At 67.8% G+C, this 17,210-nt stretch carries 16 protein-coding genes; 9 read left to right on the plus strand and 7 right to left on the minus strand.

What is annotated here, in order from left to right; genetic code table 11:
• Nucleotides 1–45: 45 nt before the first annotated feature.
• Nucleotides 46–1,071, plus strand: a complete 1,026-nt coding sequence (locus tag BSIN_RS16740) for an XdhC family protein (RefSeq protein ID WP_089341335.1) — start codon at nt 46–48, stop codon at nt 1,069–1,071.
• 224 nt (nt 1,072–1,295) lie between these two features.
• On the opposite strand, the gene BSIN_RS16745 is transcribed toward BSIN_RS16740, so the two are convergent.
• Nucleotides 1,296–2,339 carry a LacI family DNA-binding transcriptional regulator gene (locus BSIN_RS16745; RefSeq protein WP_089341336.1) on the minus strand — a complete coding sequence of 348 codons (1,044 nt, stop codon included), beginning with the start codon at nt 2,337–2,339 and terminating at the stop codon, nt 1,296–1,298.
• A 185-nt stretch (nt 2,340–2,524) separates the two neighbouring features.
• Here BSIN_RS16745 and BSIN_RS16750 point away from each other — a divergent pair, with 185 nt between their 5' ends.
• From BSIN_RS16750 to BSIN_RS16770, 5 genes are all read left to right on the plus strand, one after another.
• Complete coding sequence (locus BSIN_RS16750; protein WP_089341337.1) at nt 2,525–3,658, plus strand: ABC transporter ATP-binding protein; 1,134 nt, start codon at nt 2,525–2,527, stop codon at nt 3,656–3,658.
• 9 nt (nt 3,659–3,667) lie between these two features.
• Nucleotides 3,668–5,650: a beta-galactosidase gene (locus BSIN_RS16755; protein WP_089341338.1), complete on the plus strand. Its 1,983-nt coding sequence runs from the start codon at nt 3,668–3,670 to the stop codon at nt 5,648–5,650.
• Nucleotides 5,651–5,740: 90 nt separating this feature from the next.
• A complete protein-coding gene (locus BSIN_RS16760; protein WP_089341339.1) occupies nt 5,741–7,000 on the plus strand; it encodes an ABC transporter substrate-binding protein in 1,260 nt (419 codons plus the stop codon).
• A gap of 160 nt (nt 7,001–7,160) precedes the next feature.
• The gene (locus tag BSIN_RS16765; RefSeq protein ID WP_256583838.1) at nt 7,161–8,036 is read left to right on the plus strand and encodes a carbohydrate ABC transporter permease; all 876 of its coding nucleotides are present in this window, start codon (nt 7,161–7,163) and stop codon (nt 8,034–8,036) included.
• 9 nt (nt 8,037–8,045) lie between these two features.
• A complete protein-coding gene (locus BSIN_RS16770; RefSeq protein ID WP_089341340.1) occupies nt 8,046–8,897 on the plus strand; it encodes a carbohydrate ABC transporter permease in 852 nt (283 codons plus the stop codon).
• 57 nt (nt 8,898–8,954) lie between these two features.
• Here the strand turns inward: BSIN_RS16770 and BSIN_RS16775 are convergent, their stop codons facing one another.
• From BSIN_RS16775 to fliE, 6 genes are all read right to left on the minus strand, one after another.
• The gene (locus tag BSIN_RS16775) at nt 8,955–9,674 is read right to left on the minus strand and encodes a PepSY-associated TM helix domain-containing protein (RefSeq protein ID WP_173678704.1); all 720 of its coding nucleotides are present in this window, start codon (nt 9,672–9,674) and stop codon (nt 8,955–8,957) included.
• A 229-nt stretch (nt 9,675–9,903) separates the two neighbouring features.
• The gene (locus BSIN_RS16780) at nt 9,904–10,236 is read right to left on the minus strand and encodes an EscU/YscU/HrcU family type III secretion system export apparatus switch protein (protein WP_089341342.1); all 333 of its coding nucleotides are present in this window, start codon (nt 10,234–10,236) and stop codon (nt 9,904–9,906) included.
• Nucleotides 10,233–11,822, minus strand: coding sequence for a flagellar hook-length control protein FliK (gene fliK / locus BSIN_RS16785; protein ID WP_089341343.1), 1,590 nt, complete (start codon nt 11,820–11,822; stop codon nt 10,233–10,235). The genes BSIN_RS16780 and fliK overlap by 4 nt, the downstream gene beginning before the upstream one ends.
• A gap of 330 nt (nt 11,823–12,152) precedes the next feature.
• Nucleotides 12,153–12,479, minus strand: a complete 327-nt coding sequence (locus BSIN_RS16790) for a flagellar protein FliT (protein WP_059517312.1) — start codon at nt 12,477–12,479, stop codon at nt 12,153–12,155.
• Complete coding sequence (gene fliS / locus BSIN_RS16795; RefSeq protein ID WP_069233491.1) at nt 12,476–12,910, minus strand: flagellar export chaperone FliS; 435 nt, start codon at nt 12,908–12,910, stop codon at nt 12,476–12,478. Before fliS ends, BSIN_RS16790 begins: the two co-directional genes overlap by 4 nt.
• A 186-nt stretch (nt 12,911–13,096) precedes the next feature.
• Nucleotides 13,097–13,429, minus strand: coding sequence for a flagellar hook-basal body complex protein FliE (gene fliE / locus BSIN_RS16800; RefSeq protein WP_089341344.1), 333 nt, complete (start codon nt 13,427–13,429; stop codon nt 13,097–13,099).
• 264 nt (nt 13,430–13,693) lie between these two features.
• Between fliE and fliF the strand changes: the two genes are divergently transcribed.
• From fliF to fliH, 3 genes are read left to right on the plus strand one after another with little or no spacing between them, the layout of a single operon-like run.
• On the plus strand, nt 13,694–15,481 hold the full coding sequence (gene fliF / locus BSIN_RS16805; protein ID WP_059517306.1) for a flagellar basal-body MS-ring/collar protein FliF: 1,788 nt from the start codon (nt 13,694–13,696) through the stop codon (nt 15,479–15,481).
• The gene (gene fliG / locus BSIN_RS16810; protein ID WP_059517304.1) at nt 15,471–16,466 is read left to right on the plus strand and encodes a flagellar motor switch protein FliG; all 996 of its coding nucleotides are present in this window, start codon (nt 15,471–15,473) and stop codon (nt 16,464–16,466) included. Before fliF ends, fliG begins: the two co-directional genes overlap by 11 nt.
• A complete protein-coding gene (gene fliH, locus BSIN_RS16815) occupies nt 16,459–17,142 on the plus strand; it encodes a flagellar assembly protein FliH (protein ID WP_089341345.1) in 684 nt (227 codons plus the stop codon). The genes fliG and fliH overlap by 8 nt, the downstream gene beginning before the upstream one ends.
• The last annotated feature ends 68 nt before the right edge of the window (nt 17,143–17,210 follow it).

The raw sequence follows: 17,210 nt of genomic DNA on the forward strand, positions 1-17,210 counted from the left end.
CGAGCGGCCGCCTGCCGGCGGCCGCGCCATCGAAGGAACCGGATCATGGAAAGCATGGATCTCGACGTACTGCGCACGAGCGCGCGCTGGCTCGCCGACGGCCGCCGCGCGTTGCTGGTGACGGTGGTGCGGACCTGGGGCTCGTCGCCGCGCCCCGAAGGCGCGATGCTCGCGGTGCGCGACGACGGCCTCGTCGTCGGCTCGGTGTCGGGCGGCTGCATCGAGGACGATCTGATCGCGCGCGTGCAGGCATCGGGGATTGCGTCGTTCGTGCGGCCCGAGGCGATCAAGTACGGCGTGACGGCCGAGGAGGCGCACCGTTTCGGCCTGCCGTGCGGCGGCACGATCGAGCTGGTGCTCGAGCCGCTGTCGGATGCATCCGGCATTGCGGCGGTGTGCGACGCGCTTGCGCGCGGCGGGCTTGTCACGCGCACACTCGAACTGGCCACGGGTGCGACAACGCTCGCGCCCGCGCGCGCGAGCGATGGGCTTGCATTCGACGGCGCGCGCCTCGTGACGGTGCATGGCCCGCGCTACCGGATGCTCGTGATCGGCGCGGGGCAACTGTCGCGGTATCTGTGCCAGATCGCGGTGGGGCTCGACTACCAGGTGACGGTGTGCGATCCGCGCGACGAATACACGCACGCATGGGATGTGGCGGGCACGCAGCTCGTGCGCACGATGCCGGACGACGCGGTGCTCGACATGCGGCTCGACGCCCGCTCGGCAGTGGTCGCGCTCACGCACGATCCGAAGCTCGACGATCTGGCGCTGATGGAAGCGCTGAAAACGCCGGCGTTCTACGTAGGCGCGATCGGCTCGCGGCGCAACAGCGCGGCACGGCGCGAGCGGCTGCGGGAGTTCGATTTGAGCGCCGCGGAACTGGCGCGGCTACATGGACCGGCGGGTATCTACATCGGCAGCCGCACGCCGCCGGAGATCGCGGTGTCGATCCTTGCCGAGGTCACGGCGGCGAAGAACGGCGTGTCGCTGCCGACGATCCTGCAAGTCGAAGGGGCAAAAGCGGCACGCGAGCGCGATGCGGCCAACGGCGCGGTTTGTGGAATTTGATCGACGCGGTGCGTAGGCGGGCAACGGCTATGTCCAACTGCAAACTTCGGGCAGCGCGTGCCGCTTCGTTTACGCTGATTGCGTGCGTGAGGAAAATTCCGTGAGCGATCGCGCGCCCCATCCGGCAAGCGCGTCCGCGGCCGAGACTTATTTGCAGGATTTTCACGGAAGTCACCCCGGCTGGGAGCTGTGCCACGTATTGGCGCGCAACGCATAAGCCGCCTTCATTGACGCGCCGCCCGCGCCCTCGCCGTCGATCCCCTCACCAGCAACTGCGGCGCGCGAGTCGTGCGCACGCGCGCGCCGCCGCGCGGCCTGTCGTCAATCCGGCCGCTCTCCTCGCGCAACTCGTTCAGCAGTTCAACCGCCAGATCCGCTGCCTCGTCGATCGGAATCGCCACGGTCGTCAACGCGGGGCGCACGTCGCTCGCCAGATGAATGTTCGTTATGCCGATGACCGACAGATCGTCCGGCACCCGTCTGCCACATTCGGCCGCCGTATGCAGCGCGCCGATCGCGGGCAGATCGTTCGTCGCGAACAGCGCGGTCAGACGCGGCTTCGCCTCGAGCAGACGATGCGCGGCGCACGCGCCGCCGTCGATCGTGTCCGGCGCGCACTCAACGGCCGCGATCGGCAGGCCGTGCTCGCGCATCGTGTCGACAAAGCCGTCGAATCGCGCGGCATGCACGCCCGTTTGCGAGCCGCCGCCGACGATCACGCCCACCTCGCGATGCCCGAGCGCGATCAGATGCCGCGCCGCCAGCCGCCCCGCCAGCCGGAAATCGACCGCCACGCAGGGCAACGCGTGCGGCGGCGCCTCCGGGCGCTCCCACATGCACAGGACCACCGGCACGCCGCGCCGGAACACGTCGAGCAGATCCGGCAGATGCAGGTTCGCATTCGTCACGAGCATGCCTTCGGAAATCGTGCCGGCGATCTGATCGAGGTACGCCCGCCCTTGCGCCGGATTATTGTTCGTATTGCAGACGATCAGGAACTGCCCGTTGCGCCGCACGGCCTTTTCGGCCGCCAGCGCGAATTCCGGATAGAACGGGTTCGCAATGCTTGATACCATCAGCGCGACGGTTGGCGCACGCCCCTCGGCCAATGCACGGGCGGCAAGATGCGGCCGGTAGCCGAGCGCGCGGATGGCTTCCAGCACGCGCTCGCGCGTGTCGGCACCCACGCGGCCGCGGCCGCGCAGCACGTTCGACACGGTGGCGGCAGTCACGCCCGCGCGCCGCGCGACTTCGCTCAATGTCGTCATTCGACATCCTATTATTTGGGAAAACTATCCAATATTTGATTCGTGTCAGAAACTGGCCCAACATCGTCGCACATCGGGTCGCCGCAGCACGGGCAACACGCATGCGCAAATTCTGGCGCGCTCTTTTTTGAGATAAACGATTAAGCGCTTAATCATGCGCATATTAGAGCATGGAGACGGAGACAATGGCGAGCATTTCGTTGCGACGCGTGCAGAAAGCTTATGGAGACAATACGCCCGTCATTCGCGACGTCGACCTGGACATCGCCGAGCACGAATTCTGCGTATTCCTCGGGCCGTCCGGCTGCGGTAAATCGACGTTGCTGCGGATGATCGCCGGGCTCGAGGAGCCGAGCGACGGCGAGCTGTGGATCGACGGCCGGCGCGTCGACGACGTGCCCGCCGCCGAGCGCGGCGTCGCGATGGTGTTCCAGAGCTACGCGCTGTTTCCCCATATGACGGTCTACGAAAACATCGCGTTCGGCCTGAAGCTCAAGCGCATGCCGAAACCCGAGATCGACCGCAGAGTGCGCGACGCCGCACGCATCCTGCAGCTCGACGCGCTTCTCGAACGCAAGCCGAAGGCGCTATCGGGCGGCCAGCGGCAACGCGTCGCGATCGGCCGCGCGATCGTGCGCGAGCCCGGCGTGTTTCTGTTCGACGAGCCGCTGTCCAACCTCGATGCGGCGTTGCGCGTGCAAACTCGCATCGAGATCGCCCGGCTGCATCAGCAGTTCGCGAACGCGAGTGTCGTCTACGTCACGCACGACCAGACCGAAGCGATGACGCTCGCGGACAAGATCGTGCTGTTGCACGCGGGCGACGACGCCACGCGATACGGCAGCATCGCGCAGATCGGCACGCCGCTCGAGCTTTATCACCACCCGAGCAGCCGGTTCGTCGCTGGTTTTCTCGGCTCGCCGCAAATGAACTTCCTGCCGGCCATCGTTGCCGCGCGCGATGCGCACGGCGCGGCCGTCACGCTTGCCGGCGGCGAATCGGTGACGGTGTCGTGCGACGGCCGAGCGCTGCGCCCCGGCGAAACCGTGACGCTCGGCGTGCGCCCCGAGCATCTGTCGCTCGCCGGCGAACGGCCGGCCACGCTCACGCGCACTGTCACGCTCGTCGAGCCGCTCGGCGAGCTGAGCTATGTGCATCTCGACGCGCCCGACGGCGCGCCGATCGTCGCGAAAGTGCCCGGCGATGCCCGGTTGCACGCGGGCGAGCGCGTGCGGCTTCATGCAAGCGCGCTGCATCTGTTCACCGAAAACGGCCGCGCGGTGCCCGCGTGCGCCGACGCTCATCATCATCACGTTTGAGGACTCGGCATGCGCATCGGCGTTTGTTACTACCCGGAACATTGGCCCGAATCGATGTGGGCGGACGACGCCCGCCGAATGAAAGCGCTCGGCATCGAGCAGGTGCGCATCGGCGAGTTCGCGTGGAGCCGCATCGAACCGTCGCCGGGCGAATACGACTGGGATTGGCTCGATCGCGCGATCAACGTGCTCGGCGCTGCACAGCTCGACGTCGTGATGTGCACGCCCACCGCGACGCCGCCTAAATGGCTGATCGATCGCCATCCGGACATCCTGCCGATCGGCGCCGACGGCCGCCCGCGCGGGTTCGGCTCGCGCCGCCATTACGATTTCTCGTCGCCGGTGTATTACGACGAATCGAAACGCATCTGCATGGCGATCGCCGAGCGCTACGGTCGGCATCCGGCCGTGCGTTACTGGCAGACCGACAACGAGCTGGGCTGCCACCTGACCGTGGTCAACTACTCGAGCGCGGCGCTGGCGCGCTTTCGCGAATGGCTGAAGGCGCGCTACGGCACGATCGACGCACTGAACCGCGCATGGGGCACGGTATTCTGGAGCATGGAATACCGCAGCTTCGACGAGATCGACGCGCCCGTCGGCACGGTGACCGAAGCGCATCCGTCGCATCGTCTCGATTACCGGCGATTCGCGTCCGACGAGCTTGCGCGCTATCACCGGATGCAGGTCGACGTGATCCGCGCACACTCGCCGGGGCGCGCCGTCACGCACAACTTCATGCAACTGTTCACCGAATTCGATCATTACCAGGTTGCACGCGATCTGGACTTCGCCGCCTGGGACAGCTATCCGCTCGGCGCGCTCGAGGAGCAATGGTTCGCGCCGCAGGTCAAGGCGCGCTGGCTGCGCACCGGGCATCCGGATTTCGCTTCGTTCAATCACGACGTCTATCGCGGGATGTCGAAGCGGCCGTTCTGGGTCATGGAGCAGCAGCCGGGCCCCGTCAACTGGGCAAGCTGGAATCCGGCGCCGCTGCCGGGAATGGTGCGGTTGTGGAGCTGGGAGGCGTTCGCGCACGGCGCGGGTTGCGTGTCGTATTTCCGCTGGCGACAAGCGCCGTTCGCGCAGGAGCAGATGCACGCCGGCCTCAATACGCCAGACAATCAGCTTGACGCAGGCGGGCACGAAGCGGCGCAGGTCGCGCAGGAGATAGCCGCGCTGCGCGCCGCCACCGACGGCGGCGCCGACGGCGCGGTTCGCGCGCCGGTCGCGCTGATCTACGACTACGAAGCGAAGTGGCTGTTCGACGTGCATCCGCAGGGCGCGGACTTCCACTATCCGCGCATCGCGTTCGAGTATTACTCGGCGCTGCGCTCGCTCGGCCTGGACGTCGACGTGATCCCAGCCGATGCGCCGCTCGACGGCTACCGGCTCGTCGTGGTGCCGCCGCTGCCCATCGTGCCCGACGATTTCGCTGTCCGGCTCGCGGCGACGAGCGCGCACGTCGTGCTCGGGCCGCGCACCGGCTCGAAGACGCGCGATCTGCAAATCCCGCCGACGCTGCCGCCCGGCCCGCTCGCGCCGCTGATGCCGGTCCGCGTGTGGCGGGTCGAATCGCTGCGGCCGAACGTGGCCGAGCGCGTGACCGGCAAGGCGCGCGACGGCTCCGCGTTCACCGGCTCTGCGCGCTGCTGGCGCGATCTCGTCGAGCTGCGCGACGAAGCGCGCGCCAACGTGCGCGGGCGCTTCGCCGACGGCCATCCGGCGTGCATCGCATCCGGCCGCCTTCAGTACTGGGCCGCGCTCTTTGACGATACGACCACCGAGCGCCTGCTCGCCGATGCAGCCGCCGAAGCAGGCCTCGCGCCCGTGCCGCTTGGCGACAGCGTGCGCATGAGCCGCCGCGGCGGACTCACCTACGTCTTCAACTACGGCGACGCGCCCTACGCGCTCGACTCCGTCGCACCAGGCGCGTTCGTGCTCGGCACGGCGCAAGTCGAGCCGCGCGGCGTCGCCGTTTTTCGGCACTGATACCCGGATCGATATCGACGCCCGCTCCCACGCATCCGGCCACCGAGACGCCGAGCCGCTCATTCACACCAACGACATCGGAGACAATCCATGCCCCATCGCCCCATCCGTTTCGCCGCCGGGCTCGCCGCCGCGGCCGCCGTCGCGATGACCGCGCCTGGCGCGGCGCCGCCCGCGCACGCGGGCACGCTCGCAATCAACGTCGCGTTCAAGGGGGCGAGCCAGCGCGCGGTATGGCAGGCGACGTTCGACGCGTTCCACCGCGCGCACCCCGATATCGACGTGAAAGCGACGTTCGTCGATGAAGAGGCATACAAGGTCCAACTGCCGGCGTGGCTCACGACTGTCGCGCCGGACGTCGTCAACTGGCACGCGGGCGAGCGGATGGCCTATTACGCGCGGCGCGGCCTGTTCGAGGATCTCAGCGCCGATTGGGCAAGCCACGGCTGGAACACAATGTACGCGTCCACGCGCGATGCGTCGTCGTATCGGGGCAAGCAATACGCGGCGCCCACCGTCTACTACTCGTGGGGCGTGTTCTACCGCAAGGATCTGCTGCACAAAGTCGGCGTCGCCGACGAGCCGAAGACGTGGGACGCGTTTATCGACGCGTGCAAGAAGCTGAAGGCGGCCGGCATCGCGCCGATCGCCGTCGGCGGGCGCGACGCGTGGACACTCGCCGGCTGGTTCGACTATCTGGACCTGCGCATCAACGGCAACGCATTCCATCAGCGGCTGATGGCAGGCGACGTGTCTTACACCGATGCGCGCGTGAAAAAGGTCTATACGACATGGAAATCGCTGATCGACGCCGGCTATTTCATCGACAACGCGCTGTCCTACGATCTCGACGGCGCGCAGCCATTCCTGTTTCAAGGCAAGGCGGCGATGATGCTGATGGGCACGTTCATCGCGGGGGGCTTTCCGTCCGGCATGAAGCAGCAAATCGGCTATTTCCAGTTCCCGACCATCGATCCGAAGGTGCCGGGCGCCGAGGATGGCCCCGTCGAATCGCTGCACATTCCGGCCAAGGCCAGGAACAAGGCCGACGCGCGCACATTTCTCGCGTTCGTCGAAACGCCGGAGATCGGCGCGAAGCTTGCGCAGGGGCTCGGCTCGCTGTCGGCGAACAGCAAGTCGCCGGAGCCCGAGGACCCGATCTCGCGCATCGGCTTCCGAATCCTCGCGAACACCCAGGGCGGCGTCGCCCAGTTCTACGATCGCGACATGACGAAGGAAATGGCCGACGAAGGGATGAAGGCGATGCAACGGTTCGTCGCCGATCCGGCGCAGCTCGATACCGTGCTCGCGCAGCTCGAGCAGGTGCGCAAGCGGATCTACAACAAGTGACAGTGACGATGCGGCGGCCACGCGCCGTCGCGCCCCGGCTCAGGAGCCCGCCGTGACCCGATCGATCGCCTCCCCGAAAACCGACGCTCATTCAGCCGCCTCACCGAGCCGGGACGCCGCCGCAACCGAGGCGCGTCCCGCCGCTTTCGGCGCCGCCGCTGTGCCCGCACGGCGGCGGCCCTCGCGCGCCGCGCGCGCGCAGCGGCGCGCGGCCTGCTTCTTTCTCGCGCCCGCTTGCGCGATGGTGGCTGTCTATGTGATCTGGCCGATCCTGTCGACGACATGGCTGAGCCTTTACAACTGGGATGGCATGACCGAGCGCACGTTCGTCGGCATCGCGAACTATGTCGAGCTGCTGCACGCGCCGACGTTCTACACCGCGCTCAAAAACAACCTGATCTGGCTCGCGCTTTTCATGCTCGCGCCGGCGGCGGGCCTCGCGTTCGCGCTGTACCTGAACCAATCGGTCGGCGGCATCCGGCTCGTGAAATCGCTGTGCTTCGCGCCGTTCGTGCTGTCCGGCGTGGTCGTCGGGCTGATCTTCTCGTGGTTCTACGATCCGACCTTCGGCCTGCTCGCGCTGATCGTCGGGCACGGCGTGCCCGTGCTCGGCGATGCGCGCTACGCGACGCTCGGCATCGTGCTCGCCGCGCTATGGCCGCAAACGGCGTATTGCATGATCCTCTACCTGACAGGCCTCACCACGCTCAACGCCGAGCAGATCGAGGCCGCGCGGATGGAGGGCGCACGCGGCTTCACGCTGTTTTGGCACGTCGTGCTTCCGCAACTGCGGCCGACCACTTTCATGGCGATCGTGGTCACCGTGATCGGCGCGCTGCGCAGCTTCGATCTGATCTCGGTGATGACGGGCGGCGGGCCGTTCGAAAGCTCGACCGTGCTCGCGTATTACATGTACGACCAGGCGATCAAGTACTACCGCCTCGGCTATTCCGCGTCGATCGCCGTCGTGCTGTTCGCGATCATGCTCGTCTATATCGTCTTCCAACTGCGCCGCATGCTGCGCAACGAACAGTGAGGTGCCGCGATGTTTCCGCTGCCGGTTCAACAATGGAAGCCCGTGTCGCGCGGCCTGTACAAGCTGTCGCTGCCCGTGGCGCTCGTCTTGTGGCTGCTGCCGATGCTCGCGGTGTTCGTCACGTCGGTACGCTCGACCGAGGAACTCGTGCAAGGCCATTACTGGGGCTGGCCGCAACATTTGTCGATGATCGAAAACTATCGCGACGCGCTGACGACCTCGCCGATGCTGCATTACTTCTGGAACAGCGTGCAAATCACCGTGCCGTCGGTGCTCGGCTCGATCGCGCTCGCGGCCATGGCCGGCTACGCGCTCGCGACCTACCGTTTTCGCGGCAACACGGTGCTGTTCGGCACGTTCGTCGCGGGCAATTTCGTGCCGGTGCAGGTGCTGATGATTCCGGTGCGCGATCTGTCGCTCAGGCTTGGGCTCTTCAACACCGTGGAAGCGCTGATTCTGTTTCACGTGGCGTTCCAGACCGGCTTTTGCACGCTGTTCCTGCGCAACTTCATCAAGCAACTGCCGTTCGAGCTGATCGAGGCGGCGCGCGTCGAAGGCGCGGGCGAATGGACCGTGTTTTACCGGATCGTGCTGCCGCTGATCCGGCCCGCGCTCGCGGCGCTCGCGATCCTGGTGTTCACGTTCGTCTGGAACGACTATTTCTGGGCGCTGTGCTTGACGCAGGGTGACGACGCGGCGCCTATCACGGCGGGCGTCGCGGCGCTCAAGGGGCAATGGACGACGTCGTGGAACCTGGTGTCGGCGGGCTCGATTCTCGCCGCGCTGCCGTCGGTGGCGATGTTCTTTGCGATGCAGAAGAATTTCGTCGCGGGCATCACGTTCGGCGCAACGAAAGGATAAGCGGATTGGATGCGCCGCATCGGGCGATGCGCATCGTGCCCGCCCAACCGGCGGCGCTTACGCGAACCCCGCCGCCAACGCCGCCGCGATCGAGCCCGCCACCAGCACGACACCGATCGTGCGGCGCTTATTGAGTTCGGTCCACAGCAGCACGCCCGTCAGCGACAGCAGCACGATCGATCCGGCGATCGTGTCCGTCAGCAGAATCCAGAACAGATTCATTCCGGTGCCGCGGTGCAGGTTGTTCATCGTCGCGAGAAAGCCGTTCTCGGTGCGCTTCACCGACACGTAGCCGTTGCCCACCCAATATTCGGCTTGCACGTTGCCGCTTGGGCCGAAAAAGCCGAACTGCCAGCGCTCGGGCTGCGTGACGCGCCGCTCGCCCCATGCCACCGGCTGCGCCGGCTCCTTGCGGACCCGGCCGAGCTGACCATCGGCCTTGAGTTCGCGCCGCACCCAATCGGCCAGCGCGGCGGGCGTCGCGGGCGCGGGCGACGGCAGCGCGAGCTGCAATTGCGTGACCTGCGGCTCGCCGGTCGAAATTTTCATCGGCGGCGCGCGATGATTGAGCAGCACGCCCGTTATGCCGAACAGCAGGCCCAGCGCCGCGCCCCAGAGGCCAATCCAGCCGTGTACCTTGCGCAACCATTTGATGAACGTCGCGCGACGCGAACGGCGCCGGCGCTCGGCCAGCGCATCGGCGTCCAGACGGCGCGCCGCCCCCGGATACGGCACGACGACGCGGGCGTTTTTTTCGATCGAGTCAGGCGCGTTCACGCTTCGGATTCCATTCGCACAAAACAGCGGGCGGCGCGCAATCGAATCGCGTGCCGCCCGTTTGAATTAAATGAGAATGGATATCATTACATAAAATGACGCGAGGTTCAATCCGGAAAACGCGGATGTGCCGGTGACGCACGGCGGCTGGCGCGTATCGGCGCGCGTCAGGTTTCCCGGTGCGGCTGGTGCGGCGCGTCGCCTGAACGGGCGCCGTGCGGCAATTCGCTCAACGCTTCGGCAGCCTGGAGAAAAGCGCGGTATCGTCGGCTCCTTGCGCATCGCCGGCACTGTTGTCCGTGCTGTCCAGCGCGTACAGCCATGCGAGCAACTCGGCGACCGCCCGATAAAGCGGCGGCGGAATGCGCGCGTCGAGATCCACCTGCATCAGCAGCGACACCATCTCCGGCGCAGTGTGCACATACAGCCCGGCATCGCGCGCACGTTCGATGATGCGCTCGGCAACAAGCCCGTAGCCCTTTGCGACGACGCGCGGCGCGGCATCGCCGCCCTTCGCGTCATAGGCGAGTACCGCGGCGCGCTTGGACGACAGGCCGCTCATCGCAACGGCTCCCGGCCGCCGGCGATGTTCGGTAAAAGCGGGGTGGGCGGTGTAACCGGTGGAGCCGATCCAACCGTTGCAACCGATCCAGCCGCTGCGCACGGCAGGCGCGGCGCAAGCGGATCGGCAGCCGGTTGCTCAACGCGGCTCGCCGGCAGGCTGCCGTCGTCGTTGCGGCACGCGTCAGCGGCCGCCATGGCATACGCCGTCGCTCGCGCCGCTGTCGCGTCGCGATCCGCGAGCGAGCCGTCGGTGGCACGAATCGACATGTCGCTCACCCGCAAGCCAAGCGTCTCCAGGCGCGCGCGCAACGCATCGCCATGCGATGCGAGCCGCGCAGCGCTCGCGCCGCTCGCGCTCAACCGCGCTGTGAGCCGCTCGCCGCTGAGCACCAGTTCCGCGGCAACCGTGCCGAGCGACGGCAACGCAAGCGTCAGCCGCGTGCGCCACCCGCCCGCCTCCGCCGCCTCGATGCCAAGCGCAGCGCGATCGCGGCCGCGCTGCTCGCCGTCGGGCTCGATGGTCCAGTCGAGCCGCGTGCCGGGCCACGCATCCCCGATCCAACGGAATTGGCCGGTCGCGAGCAGATCGAGCTGCTGACGCACGAGCGGCAACGCAGCCGGATTCAATACCGCGGCAACCGCCGCTTGTGCATCGGCGTCGCCCGGCGGCGACGCGAACGGCGAAGCAGGCGGCGATGCCGGTGCGAACCGCACGCCGGCGGCAGGCGCGGATTGCGGCGCGAGTGACGCGTTCGCACCAGCGAGCGTTGCATAAGCGTCGACGGCACGCGGCGGCGGCGCCGGATTCGGCGCGCCGCTACCCGGTGCGGCGGCGCGGCCGGCCATATCGCCTGCCGCCGGCGGTGCGTTGCCGCCGCGCGCACCGGAAGGCAACGGCATTCGCGCGGCAAACCAATCGACGAGCGCATCGTCGAGCGCATCGGCCGCCGGATTGAGTTCGGCCGCCCGGCGCCAGCCGCTCACCAGCCGGGCCTGCGGCTCGCGCGCCAGTTCGGCCGCCGTGCGCTGGCCGGCCAGCCACTGCACAAGATGAGATTCGTAAAAAAGGCCGCTTTCGTCGACCGCCCGCGCAAGCGCGGCGCTCAACGCCGCCACCGGGGATGCCGCCTGCGCCGCTTGGGATGTCTGAGCTGCTTGAGACGTCTGAGCGGCCGATGAAGCAGGTGCGGCCGGTGCAGCTTGCAAAGTTTGCGGCGAACCCGCACTGATCTGTCCCGCCGCCGTGCCGGCCCCGGAGTCCGGCACGGCGCGCGCCGGCCCGGCAAGCCCGGCCATTTGCGCGGCACTCAACAATGGCGCAGTGCCGATGACGGCCGGTGTCGCATCGCCGCCCAGGCGGGAAATCGCATCGAGCACGCGCCCAAGCTCGGATAGCACGGCCTGCGCGGACGCGGCGGTCGCGCCGCCGCCCGTTGCGCCGCCCGGCCATGCGGCTGCCGCCGCCGCACCGGACGCACCGGCCTGCGGCGCGACCGCACTGCCCGACGAAGGCTGGACGGCGTCGAGCAGACTGTCGATGCGACTCGCCAGTATGGCGGCGGCAACGGTATCGATACCGGTCATCGTGAATCCTGGATGGCGCGCCGAGCCGCGACCGGAGCGATCGCGGCGCTCCGCGCAATCCGATCGAACGCGTCGGGCACATCGAACGAAAGGGCGCCGGTGGCCGACGCTTCGCGCCGGCCGTGACTAGAAACGGCCGCAACCGTCAACCGGCGGTCCGGCAAAGCGCATCGGATACCGGCATGCGATACGCGTGCTATCGGCCCAACGCCCGATACAAACAATACGAACCGCTCGACAACGAGCGCTTCGCGCGAACCGGCACCGCGGGCCACGCAACCGGGCAATCGCGCTGACGGGCCACGCGGCACACTCCGCTCGCCTCGCCCGTCAGCCCCGTGCTCGATACAAATCGTTCAACGTCGAACGGCTCGCATGAATCAGCATCGCGAGCCGCGCGACCTCGGGCGCCGCGAGATCGCGAATCGCCGCGTCGTCGGCCAGGATGCGCCGGATCAGCTCGAACTTGCGGCGGCGCTCCGCGTCGTCGAGCAGCACGCCCTCCTCCGCCTGCCGAAGCCCGTCGACAAGCCGCAGATACTCCGCCTGCAATCCGGACAGCGAATGCCACGCCGCGTCGCGTGCCGCAACGAGCATCCGCCCGGACACGTCGACGATCGCCTCATAGCGGGCAAAATACTCGTCCTTCCGGCTCATCTGGGCTGTTCCGTTCTCGCCTGCTCGGTCATTCTCGCGACTTCGGGGCCGATCCCCGTCCATGCTTGCTCGAGCGTCGCGAGCAGGCCGTCGACCTCGATGAGCATCGCCTCGCTTGCATCGATGTTCGCCTGCAGCAAACGCCGGCAGATGTACGCATAGAGCGCATCGAGGCGCGCCGCAATCTCGCCGCCGGCTTCGAGATTCAGCGACTGCTGCAGGCCGCTCTCGACGATACGGATGGCCTTGCCTATCGCGTCGCCGCGCGCGGCGACGTTGTGCTGCTGCACGTGCATTCGCGCGTGCGCGATCGCCTGGCGCGCGCCCTGATACAGCATCGCGATGAGCCGGTGAGGGGACGCGCCCATCACCCCCGTCTCGACGCCGACGCGCGCATAAGCACTGGCTCCAGCGTGGCCTGGGGTCAACATGGCGCTCTCCTATTTGGTGCGTTCGATTCAATACCGCCGCGCCGCGCGCGGCTCTGTTCCCGAGTTATCGGCGCAAAGACGCGCCAGCTTTAGCCAACCGGCCTAACGCTTGTTCATGCTGATCGCGAGCCGGCGAACGCGCGTCGCCGGCAGCAGGAAGGGTCGAACAGCGCGGGCGCGCTTCGCTCACACCGACATCTGCATGACTTCGTTGTAAGCGCTCACCAGTTTGTTGCGCACCTGCAGGCCGAATTGGAAGCCGATATTGGCCTTCTGCATATCGACCATCACGTCGTTGAGCGACACGTTCCGTGCGCCAAGCTCGAACGCCTGCGCCTCGCCGAGCGCGCGCGTTTGATCGCCGCTGATCTTGTCGAGCGACGCCTTCATCGCGCTCGCGAACGAGCCGGCGCCGGCCACGCCGGCGCCGGCGAGCGCCGCCGCCGGGCTCGCCGCCTGCGTGGCCATCGCCTGCATCTGCTGCAGCGCCGAAGCGATGCCGTTGACGGGGGCAACCATGGAATCTCCGCGAAAGGGCCGGGCCATGCAGGCCCGGCGTCAGGGGAAGTCCAGCCCGTGCACGCAAACGACGCGTAGCGCGCGGGCGCGAGCCGGATGTCGACGAGCATAGCAGCGCACGCATCGGCAAAGCCGCGAAAGTGCGGGCGAAACCCGTCTCTATTCGCCCGATCGCGTCCGCGCGCGCTCGGGATAATCGGATCGTGTCAATGTCCGCCTGCTCCGCCGAGCGGGCGCCAAGCCCGCTGTGGAGATACCCGACGCATGGATTCGCAGGCCAACTCGCTGATCAATCCCGACGCCCGTACCAGCGTGAGCGGCGCGGCGCCGCAAGCGGCGGGCGTCGCGGGCGCGCTGCCGGGCGCGGCGGCGGGCGGCGCGGACTTCGGCCTGGCCGGCTTCGCCGAGCGCATTCCGGGCTTCGCGCGGATCAGGACGAACCCGCGCGTGCCGCTGCTGGTTGCCGCGGCACTGGCCGTGGCCGCCATCGTCGCGCTCGTGCTGTGGAGCCGCGCGCCCGACTACCGGGTGCTGTACAGCAATCTGTCCGACCGCGACGGCGGCGCGATCATCGCCGCGCTCCAGCAGGCGAACGTGCCGTACAAGTTCGCCGAAGCCGGCGGCGCGATCCTCGTGCCCGCGAGCCAGGTTCATGAAACGCGCCTGAAGCTTGCCGCGCTCGGCTTGCCCAAAGGCGGCTCGGTCGGCTTCGAGCTGATGGACAACCAGAAATTCGGCATCAGCCAGTTCGCCGAGCAGGTGAATTACCAGCGCGCGCTCGAAGGCGAATTGCAGCGCACGATCGAAGCGGTCAACGCCGTGCGCGCGGCGCGCGTGCATCTGGCGATTCCGAAGCCTTCGGTATTCGTGCGCGAGCGCGAGGCGCCGTCGGCATCGGTGCTCGTCGATCTGTATCCGGGCCGCGTGCTCGATGAAGGCCAGGTGCTCGCGATCACGCGTATGGTGTCGTCGAGCGTGCCTGATATGCCCGCGCAAAACGTGACGATCGTCGATCAGGACGGCAACCTGCTCACGCAAGCCGCGTCGGCGTCCGGCCTCGATGCGAGCCAGCTCAAATACGTGCAGCAAATCGAGCGCAACACGCAAAAGCGGATCGACGCGATCCTCACGCCGCTGTTCGGCGCCGGCAACGCACGCTCGCAGGTGAGCGCCGACGTCGATTTCTCGCGGATCGAGCAAACCTCGGAAAGCTACGGCCCGAACGGCTCGCCGCAGCAGGCCGCGATCCGCAGCCAGCAGACCAGCACCTCGACCGAGCTTGCGCAAGGCGGCGCGTCGGGCGTGCCGGGCGCGCTGTCGAACACGCCGCCGCAGCCGGCCTCCGCGCCGATCGTCGCCGCCGGCGGCCAGAACGCCGCCCCCGCGGCCACGCCTGTCAGCGACCGCAAGGACGCGACGACGAACTACGAGCTGGACAAGACCGTGCGCCACGTCGAGGAGTCGCTCGGCAAGATCAAGCGCCTGTCGGTCGCGGTGGTCGTCAACTATCAGCCGAAGGCCGATGCGAAAGGCCATGTGACGATGCAGCCGCTCGCAGCCGACAAACTCGCGCAGATCGAGCAATTGGTGAAGGACGCGATGGGCTACGACGCGAAGCGCGGCGATTCGGTCAACGTCGTCAACAGCGCGTTCTCGGCAGCCGCCGATCCGTTCGCCGACCTGCCGTGGTGGCGGCAGCCGGACATGATCGAGCTGGGCAAGGAAATCGCGAAATGGCTCGGCATCGCGGCGGCCGCCGCTGCGCTGTATTTGATGTTCGTGCGCCCGGCGCTGCGCCGCGCGTCACCGCCGCCGCCAAACGCCGCCCCCGTGCCCGCGCTCGACGGCCCGGGCGACGCGCTCGTGCTGGACGGACTGCCCGCGCCCGACACGCCGCAACTCGCCGCCGACGACGAGCACGCCGCGCTGCTCGCGTTCGAAAGCGAGAAGAACCGCTACGAACGCAATCTCGACTATGCGCGCACGATCGCGCGGCAGGATCCGAAGATCGTCGCCACCGTCGTCAAGAATTGGGTGTCCGATGAACGCTGAAGGCTTGAACAAGAGCGCGCTGCTGCTGATGTCGATCGGCGAGGAGGAGGCCGCGCAGGTTTTCCGGTTTCTCGCGCCGCGCGAAGTGCAGAAGATCGGCGCGGCGATGGCCGCGCTGAAGAACGTCACGCGCGAGCAGGTCGAGGACGTGCTCGCCGATTTCGTGCAGGAGGCGGAGAAGCACACCGCGCTGTCGCTCGATTCGAGCGAGTACATCCGCTCGGTGCTCACGAAGGCGCTCGGCGAGGATAAGGCCGGCGTGCTGATCGACCGGATTCTTCAAGGCAGCGACACGAGCGGCATCGAAGGGCTCAAGTGGATGGATTCGGCGGCCGTCGCCGAGCTGATCAAGAACGAGCATCCGCAGATCATCGCGACGATCCTCGTGCATCTGGACCGCGACCAGGCCTCCGAGATCGCGTCGTGCTTCGCCGAGCGGCTGCGCAACGACGTGCTGTTGCGCATCGCGACGCTCGACGGCATTCAACCCGCCGCGCTGCGCGAGCTGGACGACGTGCTCACGGGCCTGCTGTCCGGCAGCGACAATCTGAAGCGCTCGCCGATGGGCGGCATCCGCACGGCAGCCGAAATTCTGAACTTCATGACGAGCACGCACGAAGAAGCGGTGCTCGAAAACGTCAAGCAATACGATCCCGATCTCGCGCAGAAGATCATCGACCAGATGTTCGTGTTCGAGAACCTGCTCGACCTCGAGGATCGCGCGATCCAGCTTTTGCTGAAGGAAGTGGAATCGGACGCGCTGATCGTTGCGCTCAAGGGCGCGCCGCCCGCGCTGCGGCAGAAGTTTCTGTCGAACATGTCGCAGCGCGCGGCCGAGCTGCTCGCCGAGGATCTGGACGCGCGCGGGCCAGTGCGCGTGTCCGAGGTCGAGACGCAGCAGCGCAAGATTCTGCAGATCGTGCGCAATCTCGCCGAGAGCGGTCAGATCGTGATCGGCGGCAAGGCGGAAGACGCCTATGTCTGATTCCGCGCACGCGCCGGCGCCGCCCGTCACCGCGTATCAGCGGTGGGAGATGGCGTCGTTCGATCCGCCGCCGCCCGAGCCCGACGGCGATGGCGGCGCCGCGGCGGCCGCCGCGCTCGCCGCCGAGTTGCAGCGCGTGCGAGACGCCGCGCGCGACGAGGGGCTCGCGGCCGGCCACGTCGAGGGGCAGGCGCTCGGCTATCGCGCCGGCTACGAGCAGGGTCATGCGAAGGGTTTCGAAGCAGGTCAAGTCCAAGCGCGCGAGCAATGCGCGCAGCTCGCCGCGCTCGCCGCTTCGTTTCGCGAAGCGCTCGACGGCATCGGGCGCGACCTCGCCGACGATATCGCCACGCTTGCGCTCGAAATCGCCCAGCAGGTGGTGCGCCAGCACGTGCAGCACGACCCCGCCGCCTTGATCGCGGCCACGCGCGAAGTGCTCGCGGCCGAACCCGCGCTCGCCGGCGCGCCGCATCTCATCGTCAATCCGGCCGATCTGCCGGTCGTCGACGCTTACTTGCGCGACGAGCTGGACGCGCTCGGCTACCAGGTCCGCACCGATCCGGCGATCGCGCGCGGCGGCTGCCGCGCGCATGCAGCGACGGGCGAAATCGACGCGACGCTGCCGACCCGCTGGGAACGCGTCGCGGCCGCGCTCGGCAAGGCGGGGCTATGGTGAGCGCGGCTGCGGCCGGCTCGACCGTGTCCGCATGCGGGCACGTTGATCCGCCCGCGCGCCCGCATGCG

Origin of the sequence: Burkholderia singularis (genome assembly GCF_900176645.1) — a bacterium.
In the GTDB taxonomy this organism is placed as follows: Bacteria; Pseudomonadota; Gammaproteobacteria; order Burkholderiales; family Burkholderiaceae; genus Burkholderia; species Burkholderia singularis.